Source organism: Haliea atlantica (genome assembly GCF_054779855.1).
Window position 1 is genome coordinate 1 of sequence record NZ_BAAGXL010000007.1, and the last position, 19,805, is coordinate 19,805.

Consider the following 19,805-nt stretch of genomic DNA (forward strand, 5'->3'; position numbering starts at 1 on the left):
TGCGGATGCCCCAGCGGTAGCCGCTCTGGTCCGCGTCACTGCGGATGCCCCAGCGGTAGCCAGTTTGAGAAGCCGAAGATGAAGCTCCTGTTTGGGCTACATCCTGCGAGAGGCTCTCGGCTTGCTGCCACTTAAAGCCTTCGGCTTCCTTCACATCAGACCACTGTACTTCATCAGTATTGGCCTGGGCACGGCTAGCACCCCACTTAAATGAGCGTTCAGCACGATATTGCTCTTCGGAAGCTAACGTGCTGGCGACAGATGAATTATCTACCGCATGGTACGTCCTTGTTGCCGAATTTACTTCAGCTACTGCATGAAAACTCAGCTGAGCGATAGCAGCGGCAAGGACACTCTGGCCTACAACTTTGGTCAACTTCTTCATAATCAATCCCGCCCTGTGTTGATGCTTCATTCCTTGGGTTTTGCCGCTGAGACAGATTTATCTCGATCCGACTAAAACGTGTCAGCTTCACGACACATGCACCCGTTATAGAGATGCCCAAGATGTGGTTTAACCGCACGCCATACCCACTTTGGGGTAGCTAGCGGTCAACACTTGGCAGGCTTTTCGCCGGAACGATGGAGGGATTTGTGACGCGGCTCACAAACTATTGAAACTAAAAGAAAAAAATCGCTTGACTTGAGCGGCCCGGGGTTTGACCCAAACGGGGTATCAGGACCGGTCTGGCGACTGCCTGGACTCTTGCAGGGCTTCGATACGCGCGCGCTCACGGGCGTATTGGCCGGCCCAATCGAAGGGTAATGCGGGGTCTTGCGGGGGGAGATCGGGCCGCTCGATGTGGTCTTTCACGCCCCAGCGGCGGCTGTCACTGGGGCCTTTCTCGCTGGCCTGCGGCGCCAGCATGATATCCAGGCCCGGCAGGGTCGGTGCACGGGCGTCGCTGACGTCGGCGGGCCCCTCGAAGAAGCGCTCACCGGCCATGTCGGCCTGAATATCCAGGCCCAGGTTACCGCAACCGGTTTCCCCCAGGGTAACCGCGCGGCTGACATTGACCAGGCCGCGCCCCTGCTCAAAGGGACTGTAGGCCAGGCGCCCGTCGCGGTTGATTGCCGGCTCGGCGCTGCTGGTCAACAGGCATTTGACCTCGTCCGGGCTCAGCTCCGGCTGCATCTGCAGCAGCAGCGCCACCAGGCCGGAGACCAGCGCCGCCGCCTGGCTGGTGCCGGTCATCACCAGCTCGCCGGTACTGATCATGTAGTCCGGGTGTTCTTCGGTCAGGGTACTGCCCGGGCGGGTCAAGGCCGCCATGTGGCCACCGGGAGCCACCAGGTCGGGCTTGATGTGCCCCAAGGGGGTCGGCCCGCGGGAGGAGAAGTCGGGTATGTAGTCGTCGTTGCGCTCGCCCACGGTCCAGCTGTCGGTAATCGCACCGACCGTGATGCCATAGGGCAGGTTGCCCGGAGACCCCAGGGTCATGGGTTCCGGCCCCTCATTGCCAGCAGCGGCCACCAGCACAATGCCGCTGGCCCAGGCACGCATCAGCGCCTGGTTGATGGGGTCCAGAAAATAGGGCCAGCGCGGGCGCGCGGCAAAGGACAGGTTGAGCACGCGGATGTCCAGGGCCTCACGCTGCTCCACCACCCACTGCACGCCGCGCACGATATCCAGCATGTCGCCACTGCCCTCGCGGTTGAAGGCCTTCACCGCCACCAGGCGCGCGTCCGGGGCGATCCCCTTGTAGTGCCCCGCCGGAGCGCCGTCGAGGGTGCGCGCCGGTTCGCTGTTGGCCAGCACGCTGCTCATGTGGGTGCCGTGACCGCTCTCGTCGAAGGCCTCGTCACCGGCGCGGTCTGTCATGGCGTCATAGCGACCGACAATGCGCGGCTCACCGTGGCTGTCGCGGGCGAGGTGGGGGTGCTCCCACAGGCCGGAGTCCAGCACCGCCACGGTCACGCCGCGCCCGGTCACGCCCAGGCGGTGCAGGGCCGCGGCACCGGAAACCTGGGGGTACCAGGTGTCGGCGGCGTAATCGCTGTAGCCGGGAATGAGCTCGGTGCCGCAGTCTTCGTGAAAGCCCAGCTGGATGCTGAAATCCCGCTGGGGGTAAGGCACTGGCGCTGCGGATGCGCCGGCATTGGCTGCAAACTGCAGCTGCAGGCGCTGGCCGTCTTCCAGTGCCAGGGCCGCCTTCCGCGGAAACGTCAAAGACAGTTCGCCCGGGCTCTGTGCCGCCAGCGGCAACGCCCGCCCGCCCAGGCTCAATGCCTGCAGCGCACCCAGTTCCTCGGGCCAGGCCAGCGTCAGGCTGGCCAGATGCGCAGGCCCGCGCTTCAGGTAGAGGCGCCAGCCCAGCGCAGCGGGCTGTATCTCTGCCTCCAGGGCACCCCCCACGTCGCAGCCCGGGGGGCCCTCCGGGGGGGCATCCGGCTCCAGGGAGAGGTCGTCGATCATGCGCCGGATGGCGGGCGACTCACGCAGCTGCGCCAACTGGTCCGGGCTGACCCAGGCGCCAACGGCATTGATGATGGGCAGATCGTGGCTGATCTCGCCGCCGGCCGCCTCCACCAGTTCGCGCATGGCGGCCGCCGACTCTCCCTGCAGCATCACCTGCAGCCGATCGGGAAGCGCAACGGGGGCATCATCCGCGCCCGCCAGCGCGGTGCTACCGGCCAGGCTCAGCGCAAGGACCAGGGGAGTCAGGCGGGGCAAATCACTCTCCCGGGTAAAGCTGGTCCAGGTAGTTGCGGCGCAGCAGCTCGGGCACTTCCTCCGGGTAGACCGGGGTGGAAAGCAGGTAGCCCTGCAGCAGGTCACAGCGCAACTTGACCAGGTAGTCGAGTTGTTCCGGCGTCTCGATGCCCTCGGCGATGACCCGCAGTTTCAGGGTGCGGGCCAGGGCGATGATGGCATCGACAATGGCCGCGCCGTCGGGGCTGTTGAGGTCAGCCACGAAGCTCTGGTCGATTTTCAGGGTATCGATGGGGAAGCGTTTCAGGTAACTCAGGGAGGAATAACCGGTGCCGAAGTCGTCCACCGCCAGCTCCAGGCCGATGTCCTTGAGCTCGCGCAACTTGGCGATATTGGTTTCGGCATCGGTCATGATGGCGCTTTCCGTCAGCTCCAGTTCGAGCCGGTGCGGCGCCATTTCGGACTGCTCGACAAAGGCGCGGACGAAGCGCGCCAGCCCCGCCTGATTGAACTGCAGCGGCGAGATGTTCACGCTCACCCGAAAGTCCGGCAGACCCAGGCTGTCCCAGTGGCGGCAATCCTTCGCCACGGTGTGCATGACCCACTCGCCCAGCTCGACGATCTGCCCGGTCCGCTCGGCCACGGGTATGAATTCCCCCGGGGAAACCATGCCATGCTCCGGGTGTTTCCAGCGCACCAGGGCTTCCAGCCCGACCACCGCACCGCTGGCACTGTCCACCTGGGGCTGGTAACGCAGCTCCAGCTGGTCGTGCCCCATGGCGTAGCGCAGCTCCTCCTCCATCTTGAGCTGCTCTACCGCCTGCGCGTTCATCTTCTCGTTGTAGAAGCGGTAACAGGCGCGCCCCTCCGCCTTGGCCGCGTACATCGCAGTATCGGCGTTGCGCACCAGGCTGTCGGGGTCGCAGCCGTCCTGGGGGTAAATGGCGATGCCGATACTCGGCGTCACCACCGGGTTGTGGGACTGCAGGGCGATCGGCTGGGACAGGCTGTTGAGAATGCGCCGCGCCACCCGCTCCACATGCAGGGTGTCGGCCACGTCCGAGAGCACCACGGTAAACTCGTCACCCCCCAGGCGCGCGATTTCGGTGCCCTGGTAATCGTCTTCCGCGGCGTTCTTGTCGGAGAAGTAGTTGATGGCATCGTCCTCGCGCAACTCCAGGGTCAGGCGCTTGGCGATTTCCACCAGCAGCCGGTCCCCGCGGCCGTGGCCGATGGAGTCGTTAATGCGCTTGAAGTGATCGAGGTCGATGAACATCAGGGCCGCGTGGGTGTCGTTGCGCTGACAGCGCTTGAGGATGCGGTTGAGCTGCTCGGTGAAACTGCGCCGGTTGGGCAGGCTGGTCAGGGGGTCGTAGTAAGCCAGGTAGCGCAGGCGGTCTTCCTGCCGCTTGAGGGCGTTGAAGGCATTGCTGGCCCGCAGCATGTAGTGCACGTCACGCCCCAGCAGGGACCAGTTCAGGGGCTTGGTCTTGTACTGGGTGGCGCCGGCCTCGAAACCCTTGTCGATGGACTCGCGGTCGTCGGACCCGGTGACAATCATGATCGGGATGGTTTCGCCCTGGGGCAGCCCGCGAATACGCCGACACACCTCGAGGCCATCCATCCCGGGCATTTCCACGTCGAGGAATATCAGATCGGGGCGCTCGCGCACGAAGAGGTCGAGGGCCTCCGGGCCGCTGCTCGCCTCCACGACGTCGAGTCCCTCCGCCTCCAGACACTGACGGGTCAGCAGACGGACATTGAAGTCGTCATCACTGACAAGCACCTTGGCGCGCTGGGCAGACTGGGAACGGCTGGACATGGAGCGGATTGTGACCTGGTTCACACTTATTCCCTCAGGCTACCACCCGCGCCGGTATGCGGCCAGCGCTTTTACCGGCCGCGTCACCGGATGTCGGCCCCGATTCACGAAACCACTCGCTCACGTTGCTTGTAACGCTGCTCGCGGACAAAGCGCGGCAGCTGCTGCAGGGGAATGGCCTGGCTGAAGTAAAAGCCCTGGACCTCGTCACAGCGCTCGTCGCGCAGGAACTCGACCTGTTCGTGGCACTCGGCACCCTCGGCAATCACGCTCATGTCCAGGCGCCGGGCCATCTCGATAATCAGGCTGCAGATGGCCGCCTGCTGGCGGTTGTGGGGCAAACCGCGGACAAAACTGGCGTCCACCTTGAGCGCGGCGATGGGCAGGGCCGTCAGGTGAGACAGCTGAGAGAACCCGGTACCGAAATCGTCCAGCGAGAATACGATCCCCAGCTCGCGCAGCTGATCCATGCGCAATTTGATTGCCTCGGGGCTTTTCAGGATGGTGCTTTCGGTCAGTTCGAACTCGAGGTGGCGCGCATCGGCGCCAGTGCGCTCGAGAATATCGTGTACCGCCGGTACAAAGCGGTCATCCTGGATCTGGGAAAAGGAGATGTTCACCGCTACGGTAATGTCACCCAGCCCCTCCTCCGCCAGCCAGTTGAGGGCATGGCAGGCATGCTGGATCACCTGATAGCCGATAGTGCGCATCAGCCCCATGTCTTCGCAGGCGGCAAGAAACTCCCCCGGACAGATCAATCCCCGCTCGGGGTGGTTCCAGCGCAGCAGCGCCTCCAGCCCGCTCAGACGGCCGCTCTCGAGGTGGATGCGCGGCTGGTAGTGCAGTTCAAACTGGTTATGGCGCGCCGCAGCGCGCAAATCGGCAATCAGGCTATGGACGCCTTCGCTGTTGAAACTGAGGCGATCGCAATAACGAATCAGCTTGCTGCCCGGCACTGCCTTGGCCTGCTGCATGGCGCTGCGTGCGTTCTCCAGCAGGTCGCCGGGGCCCTGAGCATCTTCGGGGAACAGGGTTGCGCCTATGCTGGCATCCACATCCAGCTGCTCACCCTCGAGGCTAACCGGGCCGCTCACCGCCTGCAGAATTTTCTCGCCCATGGCCTGCAGATCTTCCCCACCGCCAATATCTTCCAGCACCACGGCAAACTCGTCACCCGCCAGGCGGGCAATACTGTCCGTGTTGCGCAGCTTGCCGGTGATGCGCTCGCAGAGAATGCGGATCAGGTGGTCGCCCTGCTGCTCGCCGAAGTGATCATTGATATTGGCGAACTGATCGACGTTGAGGGTCAGCAGGCCGGTGTGAAACTGGTAGCGGGTGGAGCGATCCAGAGCGCGCTCGAGGTGGGCACGAAAAGCCGCACGGTTGAGCGCACCCGTGAGGGGGTCACGCGTTGCGAGGTCTGTCACGGCGCGCTGCGCCCGATGCAGCTGGATACTGTAATCCAGTACGCGGTGCACCAGGGCATCCGGCAAATCGCCACGCACCAGGTGGTCAGTCACCCCCTGGGGCAGTTCCTCGGTCGGAGCGCTGTCGAGCAGGAGGATGATCGGAAACCCGGGTGCCTGTTTCTGCAGCAGCCGCAACAGGTAGGTGGTCTGGGGCCCATCGGCCAGCAGCAGGGCATCCGGTGCGGCATCGCGCAGGGTTTCCAGCGGACGCTCGAGGGTCGTATGAACTGTCAGGGTAAAACGGGCAGGGCGTGCGCGAGAGAGACAGGCCCCGACCAGCAGCGAATCGGCCGGCTGTTCGGACACCAGGTGGATGGCATGCTCTGTCACTGTCGCTCCATTCCGAGGCTTCCCCTGCTTGCACTCCGCCTGCGATAGTTCGTTATTGTAGTAATTACAGTTGCTTATACGCGACAATTCACCAGTTTTCTACAGCTTGGGCGGGAAATTGCCAAATTTTTCGTGCTGTGTGTGCCCCGGGCAGACCAGTTGCGACACTGGCAGGGGCGGAGTAATGTCCAAATTCAAGGGAAATGCCTGCCCAGACAGCAGGAGCAGCGAAGCATGACGGCCTTCTACCTGGAAAACCCCGAGCGTTTGCTCGCGTGCAGTGAGACCCAATTGCACTCCGGGGTCTGGACCTACAATACCCGCAGCCATGCGTTTTCGCTGTCGCCCCTGGTGCAGGCGCTCTATGGGGTCACCACCCCCACCGTGCCAAGCCGTGACGCCACCATGACCCGTATCCATCCGGAGGACCGGGAGCGGGTCAGCAAGGCCATGCGCGAAGCCTTTGAGCAGGGCAAGGCCTTCTCGGTACAGCACCGCCTGCTGCACCCTAACGGGCGCGAATACTGGCTGGTGATCACCGGTGATCTGCTACCCGACGCGGGGGGGCAGTGGCTGGGCTTCATACAGGACCTGACCGAACTGGTAGAGACCCGGCAGCGCGCGGACCAGCTCGCGCACCAGCTGGAGAGCACCCTGGAGCATATCAACGACGGTTTCTTTACGCTCGACCACGACTGGCAGGTGACCTTCGTCAACAGCCGCGCTGCCGAAATCGTGCGCCGAAGCCGGGAAAGGCTCTTGGGACACTCCCTGTGGGAACTGTTCCCCGAGGGCCGCGATTCCGACTTTCAGAAACACTACGAGCACACTCTCGCCACGGGAGAAACCAGTCGCTTTACCGCCTGGTATGGCGAGGACCTGAATCTCTGGTTCGAAGTCACCGCCTACCGGGTGCCCGAGGGCCTGGCGGTGTATATTCGCGATATCACCGCGGAGCACCTCCGGGAGGAAGCGCTCAAGGTCGCCGAGGAGCGCTTCAATCTCCTGGCAAGCGCGACCAACGACGTGATCTGGGACTGGGATTTTCGTACCGGCAAGGTGTGGTGGAATGAAAATCTCCATACCCAGTTCGGCCATCACCCCGAGCAGGTTGAACCCGGGCCAGAGTCCTGGAGCCGACGCATTCACCCCGACGACCAGGCAGCAGTGCTGGACAGCATCAACGCAGTAATCAACGGCAGCGCGATGCATTGGGTCCACGAATACCGCTTTCTGCACGCCGATGGCAGCCCCCGCATCGTGGTCGACCGCGGTGTTGTAACCCGCGACGACCAGGGACGCGCGATACGCATGCTGGGCAGCATGATCGATATCACCGAGCAGCGGGCACTGGAGCAGCGTGTCCAGCAGGCACAGAAAATGGAAGCGGTGGGCCAGTTGACCGGCGGCGTCGCCCACGACTTCAATAATCTGCTGACGGTGCTGATTGGCAACGCCGAGCGCCTGGCGGAGGATCTGGCGAAGGACAGTCCCCTGCAGTCACTGGCCGCGCTGACCCTGTCTACCGCCGAGCGCGGCGCCGAGCTGACCAACCGTCTGCTGGCTTTTGCCCGCCAACAAGCCCTGCAGCCGCGGGTATTGCGACTGGATCAGCAGATCGCCGGGATGGAGGCCCTGCTGCGGCGCACCCTGAGCGAATCCATTGCGATTGAACAGATCTCCGGCGACGGCCTGTGGTCCGCCGAAGTCGACCCCGGGCAATTCGAAGTGGCCCTGCTCAATCTGGCGATCAACGCCCGGGACTCCATGCCCCGGGGGGGCCGCCTGACCCTCGAGACTGCCAATGCCTGGCTGGACGAGGACTACGCCGCACAGCACAACGAGGTGACGCCCGGCCCCTATGTGCGGGTATCCATCTCCGACAACGGCGAAGGGATGCCCCCCGATGTATTGGCCCGGGCCTTCGAGCCCTTCTTTACCACCAAGGAAGTTGGCCAGGGCAGCGGCCTCGGCCTGAGCATGGTGTTTGGCTTCGTCAAGCAGTCGGGGGGACACATCAAGCTCTACTCCGAGGTGGGTGAGGGCACCTCGGTAAAACTCTACTTTCCGCGCGCCGATGCCACAGCGCAGATTGAGACACCGAAGGAACCGCAGCCACTGCCAACCGGGGACGAGCACATCCTGGTGGTGGAGGACAACGAGCTGGTGCGGGAGCACCTGGTGACCCAGCTGCAAAGCCTGGGCTATCGCGTCAGCAGCGCCGGGGACGGCCCCTCGGCCCTCGAACAGCTGGCGGCGACGGGAGAGTTCGACCTGCTGCTGACGGATGTCATCATGCCCGGCGGGCTGAACGGCCCCGAACTGGCGGAGCGCGTGCGCGCTCAGCGGCCGGGGCTCCGGGTCCTCTATACCTCGGGTTATACCGAGAATGCCATTGTGCACCAGGGTCGCCTTGACGCCGGGGTCACCCTGCTCGGCAAACCCTGGCGGCGCGAGGAGCTGGCGCGCAAGGTGCGCGAAGTGCTGGACTCCCCCTGAGCCGCCGGCGCGACAACAAGGCCCCCGGCATTACCCTGTGATAGAATTTCCCGTCCCCAAGGCTGTCGAAGTTCACATGAGCATAGCTACCGAAAAACTCGAAGTTATCCGCCAGCAGGTACAGCAGCACCTGGACCACGCGGAGCAGCACCAGTTGAGCCCCGAGCAGGAGCGGGCCCTCAAGGCGCGTATCGCCGAACGCCTTGAGGCGGAAAATGCCGTCCTGGTGGCCCACTACTACACGCCACCGGCGATCCAGTCCCTGGCGGAGGAGACCGGTGGCTGCGTGTCGGACTCCCTGGAAATGGCGCGCTTCGGGCACGATCATCCGGCCTCCACCCTGGTGGTCGCCGGGGTGAAGTTCATGGGCGAGACGGCGAAGATCCTGACCCCGGACAAGCGTGTGCTGATGCCCACCCTGGAAGCCACCTGCTCCCTCGACCTGGGTTGCCCGGCGGATGAATTCGCCGCCTTCTGCGACCAGCACCCCGACCGCGAGGTGGTGGTCTACGCCAACACCTCGGCGGCCGTCAAGGCGCGCGCGGACTGGGTGGTCACCTCCAGCATCGCCCTGGACGTGGCTGAACACCTGGCTTCCCAGGGCAAGAAGATCCTGTGGGCGCCGGATCGCCACCTGGGCGACTACGTGAAACGGGAAACCGGGGCCGATGTCCTGATGTGGGACGGCGCCTGTATCGTGCACGAGGAGTTCAAGGCCCGGGGCCTCGCCGATCTGAAGAAGGTCTATCCCGACGCCGCGGTGCTGGTCCACCCCGAGTCACCCCAGGCGGTGCTCGAACTGGCGGACCGGGTCGGCTCCACGTCGCAGATCATCAAGGCGGCGAAGGAGATGCCCAACCCCCGCTTTATCGTCGCCACCGACCAGGGCATTTTCTACAAGCTGCAGCAGCAGGCGCCGGACAAGGAGTTCATCATTGCCCCCACGGCCGGCAAGGGGGCCACCTGCCGCAGCTGCGCCCACTGCCCCTGGATGGCGATGAACGAACTGGAGGCCCTGGACCAGGTCTTCCAGCGGGCCGACAACGAAATCCACGTCGACCCCGCTGTGGGCGAACGCGCCATGGTGCCCTTGCGGCGCATGCTGGATTTCGCCGCGTCGCTGAACACGGGCGTGGTGGGTCGGGCTTGAACGAGGATCTGTCGCCAGCGCGACGGATGCCGCCCCCCCCTTCTCTCGCCCGTTGCGCGGTGCTGATTCCCGCGCTCAATCCACCGGGTGAGTTCCACGGCTTGATCGACGGGCTGATCGAGCGCGGCTTTGCGCACATCGTCGTCGTTGACGATGGCTCGGACACGCGAGAACCCTTTGAGAGACTGGAAGACAACCCGCGCATCAGTGTGCTGCATCACGCCAGCAACTGCGGCAAGGGCGCTGCCCTGAAAACCGGTTTCGCCCACATCCTCGACCACCTGTCGGAGCGAGTCGACAATATTGTTACCGCCGACGCGGACGGCCAGCACCTGCCCGCCGATATCGCCCGAATTGCCGAGAGCGCGACCCGTGATGGCCCCCGGCTGGTGCTCGGCGTGCGTCAATTCGACAACCATACCCCCCTGCGCAGTGCGCTCGGCAACCGCATCACGCGCCGGGTTCTGAGCTGGCTGCGCGGCGTCAATGTACAGGATAGTCAGACAGGCCTGCGCGCCCTGCCCCTTTCCCTGGCCCGAGAATGCCTGGGAATCCGCCACGATCACTACGAATTCGAGCTGGAATGCCTGCTGCGGGCGCGCGATCTCAAGGTTGGCATCCAGGAAGTACCCATCACCACGGTGTACCTGCACGGCAACAGCGATTCACATTTTCGACCGCTGGTGGATTCCATGCGCATTTACCTGGTGTTCGCCCGCTTCGTACTGGCGTCGGTAGCGGCCTTCCTGGTCGACATCCTGCTGTTCGCACTGTTTATCGAACTGGCCTGGGGCATATTCGCGGCGACCTATGTGGCCCGGGCGGTGTCCGCCAGCTTCAACTTCCTGTGCAACAAGTACCTGGTGTTTCGCTCCCGCCAGCATGCGCGCATCCCCCGGGAGATGGCCGGTTACACCGCGCTGGTGCTTGTCACCGCCACGGTTTCGGGCTTCCTGGTGTCGCTGATCAGCAGTAAAACCGCCGCCAACGTGGTCCTGGTCAAGGTGGCAGTCGACTCCCTGCTGTTCCTGGCGAACTTTGTCCTCCAGCGCGCTTTTCTGTTTCACGCGGGAACCCGCTCGCAGTAGCTCCGGACACTACACAAGGAAGATGCCAAACCGCCGCATCAGAAGGCTGAACAGCCAGAAGCACAGCAGAGTCACCACCACGGCTGCCAGCAAGGCACCCCAGAAGCCCAGCCGTTCGAGCAGCAGGGGAAGAAGCAGAAACATGGGCAGTGTCGGCAGGACATACCAGAAGGTATAGCGGGCATAGCTGCCAATCCTGTCCAGTGGCTGGCTCTCGAGATGTAGCCAGATCAGGCTCAGCACGGCCACCAGCGGCAATGCGGTGATCAGTGCGCCGAGTTTACCGCTGCGCTGGGCCACCTCGGAGATGACCACCACTATCAGGGCGGTTATCAGGTACTTGGTGATCAGCCAGCTCATGTCTGCCCCCTAATCCTGTACGGACTTTCTCCGCCCGGACCACTGGTAGATCGCCGGAACCACCAGCATGTTGAGTGCGGTCGAGCTGACCAGCCCCCAGAGAATGACAACCGCCATCGGTGACTGGATCTCACTGCCTGGCTCTCCCCCCGCCAGAGCCAGCGGCACCAATGCCAGTGCCGTCGCCAGCGCAGTCATCAGGATCGGCACCAGCCGTTCCTCTGCCCCCTGTCGCACCGCCTGCTCAAGACCCAGACCCTCGTCGCGCATGAGCCGACCTATGTGATCGATCAATATCACCCCGTTGCGAGTCGCAATTCCAAACAGGGTAATAAATCCGATGATACCTGCGATGGTCAGCACCCCGCCGGACAGCCAGACGCCGATAACTCCGCCGATCAGCGCCAGCGGCAGGTTGAGCATCACCAGTCCCGCGTCCCGGGCGCTGCCGAAGGCTGTCATCAACAGCAGGAAAATGCCCAGGATAACGGCACCCGTCAACAGCAACAGACGCGTGTTGGCCGCCTCCGCACTTTCAAATTGCCCTCCGTACTCGATGTGGTAACCCGTGGGAAGGTCGATGGTGTCATCCACCGCGCGCCGTAAGTCATCCACGACGCTGATGAGATCACGCCCGGCGACATTGGCCATCACCACCATGCGACGCTGCACGTTTTCCCTGCCGATACTGTTGGGCCCCCGCTCCATTCGAATATCCGCCAGGGCGGCAAAGGGCGCGCTGGCCCCGGATGGCAGGGCAATATGTGTTTGTTTTATGGCGTCGATGTCACCCCGGGTATCGGTTCCCAGGCGAACCACCAGGTCGATATTGGCCTGCCCCTCGCGTATTCGGCCGACCACGGTTCCGGTAAATGCCGTTTCCAGCGCCTCGGCGGCCTCGGCCATGCTCAGACCATAATTGGCAAGCGCCTCGCGGTCGAACCTGACGCTCACGAAGGGGATCTCGCTCTGCTCCTCCATGGCCACATCCACCGCGCCGCGGACGCCGCTCGCCAGAGACTCCACTTGGGCGCCCAGGCGGCGCAGTTCAGCCAGATCCTGGCCAAAGATCTTGATGGCGATATTTGCGCGGGTTCCGGACAGCATGTGATCGATACGATGGGAAATTGGCTGACCGATGATGACATTGGTTCCCGGCACGCGGGCAAAATCCCTGCGCAGGGCCGCGAGAAGCGCCTCCTTGCTGCGCGATTGCATCACCAGGCTGACGTCGATTTCCGAGGCGAAGACCTGCTGGGCGTGCGGGTCCAGCTCTGCGCGCCCCGTGCGCCGAGCGGTCGCAACCACCTCGGGCTGGGCGAGCAGAATGGCCTCGACCCGTCGTCCGATGGCATCCGAAGTCTCGAGGGACGTTCCCGGCAGGGTCACCGCGCTCACCGTCAGGCTGCCCTCATTGAACTCGGGCAGGAAACCACGCCCTGCCACCGCGAGCGAGATTACCGCCGCCAGCAACATTGCAACGGCGCCAGCCAGCACGACCCGGGGGTGCCTCATCACCTGCTCCAGCACGGGGCGGTAAGCCCGCTTGAGCCAGGCAATGAAGCGGGTATCGTGACTGCTGTGCACGGTAGCGCTACCGGGCAGGCCCATCAGGCACAACACGGGGGTCACGGTCAGGGCAACCAGCAGCGACGCCGCCAGGGATACCACGTAGGCCAGCCCCAGGGGCTGCAACAGGCGCCCTTCGACACCGCTGAGAAAAAACAGCGGCAGGAATACCAGGATGATGATCAAGGTGGCGAAGACAATCGAGCCCTCGATCTCGCGGGTCGCCGAGAATACGACGGCCCTTGCCGACTGTCGCTCTGACACGCTCCGCAACTGGTTTTCCCGCAATCGCCTGACGATGTTCTCCACCACGATGATGGCGTCGTCCACCAGGGCGCCCAGGGCGATCACCATGCCCCCGAGTGTCATGGTGTTGATCGTGCCCCCCAGAAGGCGAATCGCCAGCACCGCCACCAGTAACGACAGCGGGATTGCCAGCAGCGCGATGCCCGTCGCCCTGCCACTGAAAAGAAACACGAACATGATTGCCACTACCAGGATGGCACCATCCCTGAGCGCAGCCCGCAGGTTGTCGATGGCGGTCTCGATGAAATCCGCCTGGCGAAAGGCGTCGGTCTCAATGCTCATGCCTTGCGGCAGGCTCGCCTGGATTTCGGCGAGCACCTGGTCCAGCTCCGCGGTAAGGGCCAGGGTATTCACGCCTGGCTGTTTCTGCACACCCAGCACGACTGCCGGCTCGCCCCGGTAAGCTCCGGTACCGCGACGCGGAGCTGGCCCGATACGCACCTCGGCAAGATCGCGAACCAGCAACGGCCGGCCATCCCGCTCTGCCACCAGGGCCTGTTCCAGCTCACCGATGTCGGTGACCCGGCCCATGCCACGAATCAGGAACTCCTGGTCATTGCGCGTCAAAAAACCGGCCGAGGCATTGCGGCTGGCCGCCGCGACGGCCGCCTTCAGCTGGCCGAGGGTAATGCCGTGGGCGGACAGCCGCTCGGGGTCGGCCGTCACCTGGAACTGTCGTGTTTCCCCTCCGATTGGAATCACCTCGGCCACCCCCGGGACGGCCAGCAGACGGCGGCGCACCACCCAGTCCGCGGTGCTTTTCAGTGCCATCTCGTCGTGCGCGGTCGAGCGCAGCGCCAGGAACAGGATTTCACCCATGATCGAGGACATGGGTGCCATCTGTGGCGGCGGCAGATCTGCCGGCAGACTTCCGCGAACACTCTGCAGCTTCTCGGACACGATCTGCCGGGCCCGATAGATGTCCGTCCCCCACTCGAATTCGATGGTGACCACACTGCTGCCCACGCCAGTATTCGAACGCACCCGGCGCACGCCTGCCGCGCCGTTCATCGCAGTCTCGAGCGGGCGGGTCACCAGCGCCTCCACGTCCTCCGGCGACATGCCGTGGGCCTCTGCCACCAGGGTCACCGAGGGTGCGGTCAGGTCGGGAAAGACATCCACGGGCGTCTCGCGGGCCACCCAGCCACCCCAGCCGAGCAGAATCAGGGCTGCGGCCAGCACCAGCAGGCGGTTGCCCAGAGACCAGTTGATAATGCGGTCAATCATGGACAGCTTCCGTGTCAGTGAGCATGGCCGTGGCCGAGGTCATCACCGCCGGCAGCGGCCAGCCTGATGTAGTAGGCGCCCTCGCTGACTACGCGCTCGCCAGCCTGCACACCCGACAGCACTTCCACCCAGCGGTGATCGCGCATACCGGTTTCCACCACGCGGCGGGAAAAGGTCTCGCCCGAGGTCTGCACAAAGACCACCTCGCGACCGCCATCATCGACCAGGGCAGTCCGGGGTACCGCCAGGCCAGGCGAGGTCCGGTCGACGAAAACTCTGGCCGCGTAGCGAGCGCCAATCAGGGCGGGGCCCCCTGTCGTCGGGTATTCCAGGGTCAGGCTTGCCGTACGGCTTTCGGGATCGATCGCAGTGGCCACCTGGACGATCCGGGCACCGATGCTCTGGTCCAGCAGGACAGGCTCGTCGTCACCCGTTTCCAGCCAGGCGCCGGAAGCCGAGGGCAGCATTGGCGCAAAATGCTCGGCTACCCGAACTTCAAGCCAGCGACGCTCCGGTGTGGCAATGCGAAATACCGCGTCGCCCGCATTCACAAAGGCGCCGGGGCGCGCTCTGGCCTCGACGATTTCTCCGGCTACCGGCGCCCGCAGGGCGAACCCGGAACCGTCGCCACCGCTATGGAGCTGCTCGAGGCGCGCGGAAGCCGCTGCCAGTTCCGACTCGGCAACTGTCAGGGCCTGCCGGGCCTCGAACAGCCGGCGTTCGGGTACCGCACCCAGCTCCAGCAGGTCCTGAAGGCGCTCGACATCCTGCTGGCGCAGCGCTTTCTCACTGCGGGCCCGCTGCAGTGCCACTCGAGCCGTCCCCAGGTCGGCACCCGCACCAAGCCGCGGCACCAGAAATGCCAGCACATCACCCGCGGCTACCGTATCCCCCGCCGCCGCCAGTCTGCCGCTGGCGACATGGCCGTCCTCGGGGGCCAACACCGCGGCCCCGCCGTCAGCCGGCGCCAGCACCGTGGCAAAGCCCGGCACCGCGGGGCGCATGCCACGCTGCGCAACCACCTCGGTGGCGAAACGCCCCTCCCACTGCTGCTCCTTCAGATAACTGATCTCGCCCTGTTCGGGGGCACGCTGCGGGACGACCTGTTCCCCGGAAGTGAACACGCTGACTTCCCCCAGATCATGGGAGGAGCTCCCCTGCGGGGAGGTCAGGACAAACCGCAGTTGAAAGCGACCCGCCTCGCGAGGCGTGATCACCGGTGTGAACAGGCCATCCCGGACCGGGGCCTCAACCCGGAAGCGCGCCACCGTGCGGCCTTCCTGCTCAAGCAGAGCGTCCACCGAACCCCGGGTGACCGGCGAAAAATCCGCCAGGTGGGTAAAGTGTGCCAGCGCCCGCGAACCCTGTCCCGCCACCAGAGGCGGAAACTCGACGAACAGTTCTGCACTGCCGCTGTAGTGGGTGTAGACCAGCGGCTCGGGGCCGTGATCATCATGCACGTCATCCGCATGATCGTGCCCCCACTCACCGCAGCCCGCCAGCAACAGCAGCGCAACGGCGAGCAGTCTGCTTCTAGTGCTCATGCTCAGCCGCTTCATCGTGGTGGTGTGTCTGATCCTGCTCGGTCACCTCTTCCTCACCGTAAAACGCCCGGGTGGCCGGGGCCCCGCCGCCGCTGTCCTGCGCATGGTCGTCGTGACCATCCTCACCGTGTGCATGAGCGGATGCTTCACCGTCGTGCATGTGCCCCTCGGGCTCACCGCCGTCACAGGCCACCAGCAGCATTCCGAGCAGTGCAAAGGTCATGTATATCAGGGTTTTCATGGAGACTCTCCTGTCAGTAATTGCCATTCAATCCAGGCCTGTCGCGCGCGGTGAGCGTGATCAAGCATCTCCAGGCGCAGCTCGCGCTCGCCGCGCCAGGCATCCATCATTTCCATCATGCCGATCTCCCCACCGCGGTAGGCGGCCTCTGCCATGTCGGCAAGTGGCTCAAAGGCGTCCCTTTCACAAAGCTCGAACGCCTCAAGACTCGACCGCCAGCGCTGCAGCACTCCCTTGGCATCCACCTCAAGACGTCGTGACATCAGCACTCGCTCCGTCTCCAGGACATGACGTCTGTGTGCCGCCATAGCCTCCCGACCACGGCCGCGATCAAACAATGGCAGCTCGACCCCCAGGGAGATCACCAGACCGTCTCCGCGCACATCGGGTTCAGTCACCTCCTTGTGCCCCAGTCCAAGGGTCAGCTCCGGCCACTTTGCACGACCGGCTGCTTTCGCGTTCGCCGTTGCACTCTCAATCTCCGCATCCAGTGCCAACAGGACCGGGTGCTCTGCAAGCTGCAGCATCGGCTTCGTCGGAGGCGCGGGGGGCCACAACGTTCCGGTGACATTCGACAGCTTGGTGTCCAGCAAAGCCGACAAGCTGTCGCGCGCCGTCTGCAGGGCGGCCTCCACTTCCAGCTCGAGTGCTTGTAGCCGGGACTGTTCGCGCACAACGCGCAACCGGTCATAGTGGGAAAGATCCCCCGCCCGCGCCTGTGCGGCAACGGCGTCAGCCAGCTCGGCAAGGCGATCCCGCCAAAGCCCCACAACCCGCTGACGCTGTTCGTGCAGCAGCACGGTATAAAAGACCTGGCGAATCTCCGCCACCCACTCGCGCCGTGTCAACTCAATGCGCGACTCCTCCGCCCCCAGCTCCCAGCGCGCGGCGCTGCGCTCCAGGGCCTTTACCCCGGCCAGATTGATCCTCTGACGAATCAGATAACTGTCCTCATCCAGTGAGCCAGATGGGAAATCCACGGATTCACGCGTGTACTCGAGTTCGGGGTTATCCCAGCGACCGGCAGCTTCGACCCGGGCCAGTGCCAGGGAGCGCCGTGCGGCAAGCTGCCGCTCCATGACGGGAAGGCGCAGGGCCAGGCCGACCGCTTCCGATTCCGTCAGTCCCCAGGCCAGTGTGCCCTGCGCCAGCAACAGCAACAGACAGACCCCCTTCACAGGCCACCTCCCAGCCAGATGCTTGCGAGAGTTTCCAGAGCGTGATGAAGACTGGCGGCAACGCAGAACACGCCAGCCAACAGGCCGCCCTGAAGCGTGGCGAGCACAGGCCTGCGGGGTCGCTCCTCCGGCGGAAACAACTGGCGCCGCACCCGCTTTACTACCTGCCCTCCCGCGACGGGAAACCCCGCTACCACCGGGGACTGGGAGGCCCGGGCAATCCGAATCAGGGTTTCAGCCACAGCCTCCCTGCCGAACCTGCTCGCCGCGACATCATCCGCCGATTCCTCAAGGGCCTGCCGCCAGTACTCGCGCAGACGCCCCGCCAGCCAAGCGGGCAAGACCACCAAAAAAACCTCGACCATCAGCGTGCGCAGGCCATCGCGATGGCGGATGTGCGCCGCTTCGTGCGCCATGACAACACGACACTGGCGGTAGCTGAGTCGTTGCAGAAGACCGCTGCTTACCAGGACGACAGGTCGAGCCACACCTGCTGCGAATGCCAGCATCCGGTCATCCTCCAGCACCCTGTATCGGGCGCCACCCGCAGCCAGCCCGGCCAGTCCCGAAGCGCGCCTGTGAAATTGCCACTCGCGGCAGCCAAGACGCACCCAGGCACCGATCACGGCCGCGATCAGGCCAAGCGTCACCACGAGCTCGAGGGTGCCCGCCACCCATCCGTTATTGATCAATGGGCACGCGTGCAAATGGATATGACTGTGAGCCGCGCAGTGACCACCTCCAGCACCCACATCAAGCAAAACGCTGCCGTGCACAGCGACCAGTCCACCGACCATTGTCATCCACGGCAATGCAGCCAGAAACAGCACCTGACGCGCTCGACAACTCGGAGTCAGATTCTCACGCCAAAGACCGATCAGCATGAACAGAACGCAAAGAACCCCGATCAACCAGCCGGTCAAGGCGACAATTACCAGCGGCCACAACCCCGCCACCCAGTCCATCATTGCTGTTTTTGCTCCCGACGGGCCCTCAGCTCGCTCTCCAGCGCGAGCACGACGTCCTCGTCGAGCTGCTCGGTTGCCTCGACGAATGCGGCAACGGTTGACGGGTTGTCATCCGTAAAGCGACCGAGAAGCGCACTGATCATGCCCGCAACCAGCGTTTCCCGCTGCACCCGGGCCCGGTAGCGAAATGCGTGGCTGACCTTTTCCCGCTCTAGCAACGCCTTTCGATAGAGTCGATCCAGAGTGGACTGGACGGTATTCAGCGTCACCCCCCGCTCTCGCCCGACCGTCTCATGCACCTGCTTGGCGGAAATACCAGGCTGGGCCCAGACAAGCTCGAGCACCGTGACTTCAAGCGCACCCAGCACGGGCATGGCTGCGGGGGACATTCCCTGATTCGACATGGCTGGACCGACCTCTGCAATAACGTGGTACTGGAAGCCTTGCAGGGTAGCGTGCCAAAAAAACCGACCGTCAATCGGTTTTTTGCGATTCCACTCCAGCGAATGCCCAGGCGTCGCGACAGTATTCCGCCTCGGACTCCACCTCGATGGTGGTATGCGCCAGCTCGAAGGTCGCCAGGGCATCGGCAATCCGCGCCTTGAGCCGGGCGTGATCGAGAGGGCCCCGCGCAACCACGTGGGCCGTCAGCACATGGTGCTCACCATCCAGTGACCACAGGTGCAGATGGTGCAGACTGATGACCCCGTCCACCGACAGCAGTGCCCGCTCAACCCCGGTCCGCAGCTCGGCATCCGGCACCGCCTGGAAGAACAGCCGCGCCGTCTGCCACAGGTTGCGCACGACGTTGACCAGAATAAACAGCGTGAAGCCCACCGACAGCAGGGGGTCGAGGATCGGCCAGTCGACGAACTGCATGATGATCGCCGCCACCAACACGGCCAGCCAGCCCAGTACGTCTTCCAGCAGATGCCAGTTGAGCATGCGCTCATTGAGGGTCTTGCCAGCGGTCAGTCGCCAGGCGGCGTAGCCGTTCACCGTCACCCCCAGCAGCGCCAACAGCAACATGCCCTCGGTGACCGGCATGACCGGGTCGAACAGGCGGGGAATCGCCTCGCGCAGCACCCAGACGGATCCGGCAAGCAGCACCAGGCCGTTGACCAGCGCCCCGAAGAGGGAGAGTCGGCGAAAGCCGTAGGTAAAGGCGTCGCTGGCATCGCGCCGGCCGAGGCGGTGCAGGACCCAGGCGGAGCCGATGGACAGGCTGTCACCGAGGTCGTGCACCGCATCCGCCAGGATCGCCGTGCTGTTGGTCAGCAGACCGCCGATAAACTCGACCACGGTAAAGCCGAGGTTGAGGAAAAACACCAGCCCCAGGCGCTGGGAGCTGGCGTCGTGGTGATGATGCTGCCCCATGCTTGCGTCACGTCCTTCCGATCA

14 protein-coding genes and 1 pseudogene are annotated in these 19,805 nt (G+C 64.2%); 3 read left to right on the forward strand and 12 right to left on the reverse strand.

Features of this window, described 5'->3' with window-relative positions:
* The 4 genes and pseudogenes from ACYVGS_RS08050 to ACYVGS_RS08065 form a co-directional block, all read right to left on the reverse strand.
* Nucleotides 1-385, reverse strand: a pseudogene (locus ACYVGS_RS08050) (hypothetical protein); the annotation flags it as partial.
* A gap of 291 nt (nt 386-676) precedes the next feature.
* The gene (locus tag ACYVGS_RS08055; protein ID WP_460588157.1) at nt 677-2,674 is read right to left on the reverse strand and encodes a S8 family peptidase; all 1,998 of its coding nucleotides are present in this window, start codon (nt 2,672-2,674) and stop codon (nt 677-679) included.
* Nucleotide 2,675: 1 nt separating this feature from the next.
* The gene (locus tag ACYVGS_RS08060; RefSeq protein WP_460588158.1) at nt 2,676-4,499 is read right to left on the reverse strand and encodes a putative bifunctional diguanylate cyclase/phosphodiesterase; all 1,824 of its coding nucleotides are present in this window, start codon (nt 4,497-4,499) and stop codon (nt 2,676-2,678) included.
* Nucleotides 4,500-4,579: 80 nt separating this feature from the next.
* A complete protein-coding gene (locus ACYVGS_RS08065) occupies nt 4,580-6,274 on the reverse strand; it encodes a putative bifunctional diguanylate cyclase/phosphodiesterase (RefSeq protein WP_460588159.1) in 1,695 nt (564 codons plus the stop codon).
* A 234-nt stretch (nt 6,275-6,508) separates the two neighbouring features.
* Here ACYVGS_RS08065 and ACYVGS_RS08070 point away from each other — a divergent pair, with 234 nt between their 5' ends.
* The 3 genes from ACYVGS_RS08070 (at nt 6,509) to ACYVGS_RS08080 (ending at nt 11,011) form a co-directional block, all read left to right on the forward strand.
* The gene (locus ACYVGS_RS08070) at nt 6,509-8,773 is read left to right on the forward strand and encodes a hybrid sensor histidine kinase/response regulator (protein WP_460588160.1); all 2,265 of its coding nucleotides are present in this window, start codon (nt 6,509-6,511) and stop codon (nt 8,771-8,773) included.
* 76 nt (nt 8,774-8,849) lie between these two features.
* Nucleotides 8,850-9,923, forward strand: a complete 1,074-nt coding sequence (gene nadA, locus ACYVGS_RS08075; RefSeq protein ID WP_460588161.1) for a quinolinate synthase — start codon at nt 8,850-8,852, stop codon at nt 9,921-9,923.
* Nucleotides 9,920-11,011, forward strand: a complete 1,092-nt coding sequence (locus ACYVGS_RS08080; RefSeq protein WP_460588162.1) for a glycosyltransferase — start codon at nt 9,920-9,922, stop codon at nt 11,009-11,011. The genes nadA and ACYVGS_RS08080 overlap by 4 nt, the downstream gene beginning before the upstream one ends.
* Nucleotides 11,012-11,020: 9 nt before the next feature.
* On the opposite strand, the gene ACYVGS_RS08085 is transcribed toward ACYVGS_RS08080, so the two are convergent.
* From ACYVGS_RS08085 to ACYVGS_RS08120, 8 genes are all read right to left on the reverse strand, one after another.
* A complete protein-coding gene (locus ACYVGS_RS08085; protein WP_460588163.1) occupies nt 11,021-11,371 on the reverse strand; it encodes a DUF3147 family protein in 351 nt (116 codons plus the stop codon).
* Nucleotides 11,372-11,380: 9 nt separating this feature from the next.
* Entirely contained in the window at nt 11,381-14,473 is a 3,093-nt protein-coding gene (locus ACYVGS_RS08090; RefSeq protein WP_460588164.1) for an efflux RND transporter permease subunit, read from the reverse strand.
* Nucleotides 14,474-14,487: 14 nt separating this feature from the next.
* Nucleotides 14,488-16,017, reverse strand: coding sequence for an efflux RND transporter periplasmic adaptor subunit (locus ACYVGS_RS08095; RefSeq protein ID WP_460588165.1), 1,530 nt, complete (start codon nt 16,015-16,017; stop codon nt 14,488-14,490).
* Nucleotides 16,007-16,258: a hypothetical protein gene (locus tag ACYVGS_RS08100; RefSeq protein ID WP_460588166.1), complete on the reverse strand. Its 252-nt coding sequence runs from the start codon at nt 16,256-16,258 to the stop codon at nt 16,007-16,009. Before ACYVGS_RS08100 ends, ACYVGS_RS08095 begins: the two co-directional genes overlap by 11 nt.
* On the reverse strand, nt 16,255-17,436 hold the full coding sequence (locus tag ACYVGS_RS08105; protein ID WP_460588167.1) for a TolC family protein: 1,182 nt from the start codon (nt 17,434-17,436) through the stop codon (nt 16,255-16,257). The genes ACYVGS_RS08100 and ACYVGS_RS08105 overlap by 4 nt, the downstream gene beginning before the upstream one ends.
* Nucleotides 17,433-18,404: a M56 family metallopeptidase gene (locus ACYVGS_RS08110; protein ID WP_460588168.1), complete on the reverse strand. Its 972-nt coding sequence runs from the start codon at nt 18,402-18,404 to the stop codon at nt 17,433-17,435. Before ACYVGS_RS08110 ends, ACYVGS_RS08105 begins: the two co-directional genes overlap by 4 nt.
* Nucleotides 18,401-18,808, reverse strand: coding sequence for a BlaI/MecI/CopY family transcriptional regulator (locus tag ACYVGS_RS08115; RefSeq protein ID WP_460588169.1), 408 nt, complete (start codon nt 18,806-18,808; stop codon nt 18,401-18,403). The genes ACYVGS_RS08110 and ACYVGS_RS08115 overlap by 4 nt, the downstream gene beginning before the upstream one ends.
* Nucleotides 18,809-18,878: 70 nt before the next feature.
* The gene (locus ACYVGS_RS08120) at nt 18,879-19,781 is read right to left on the reverse strand and encodes a cation diffusion facilitator family transporter (protein ID WP_460588170.1); all 903 of its coding nucleotides are present in this window, start codon (nt 19,779-19,781) and stop codon (nt 18,879-18,881) included.
* Nucleotides 19,782-19,805: the final 24 nt, after the last annotated feature.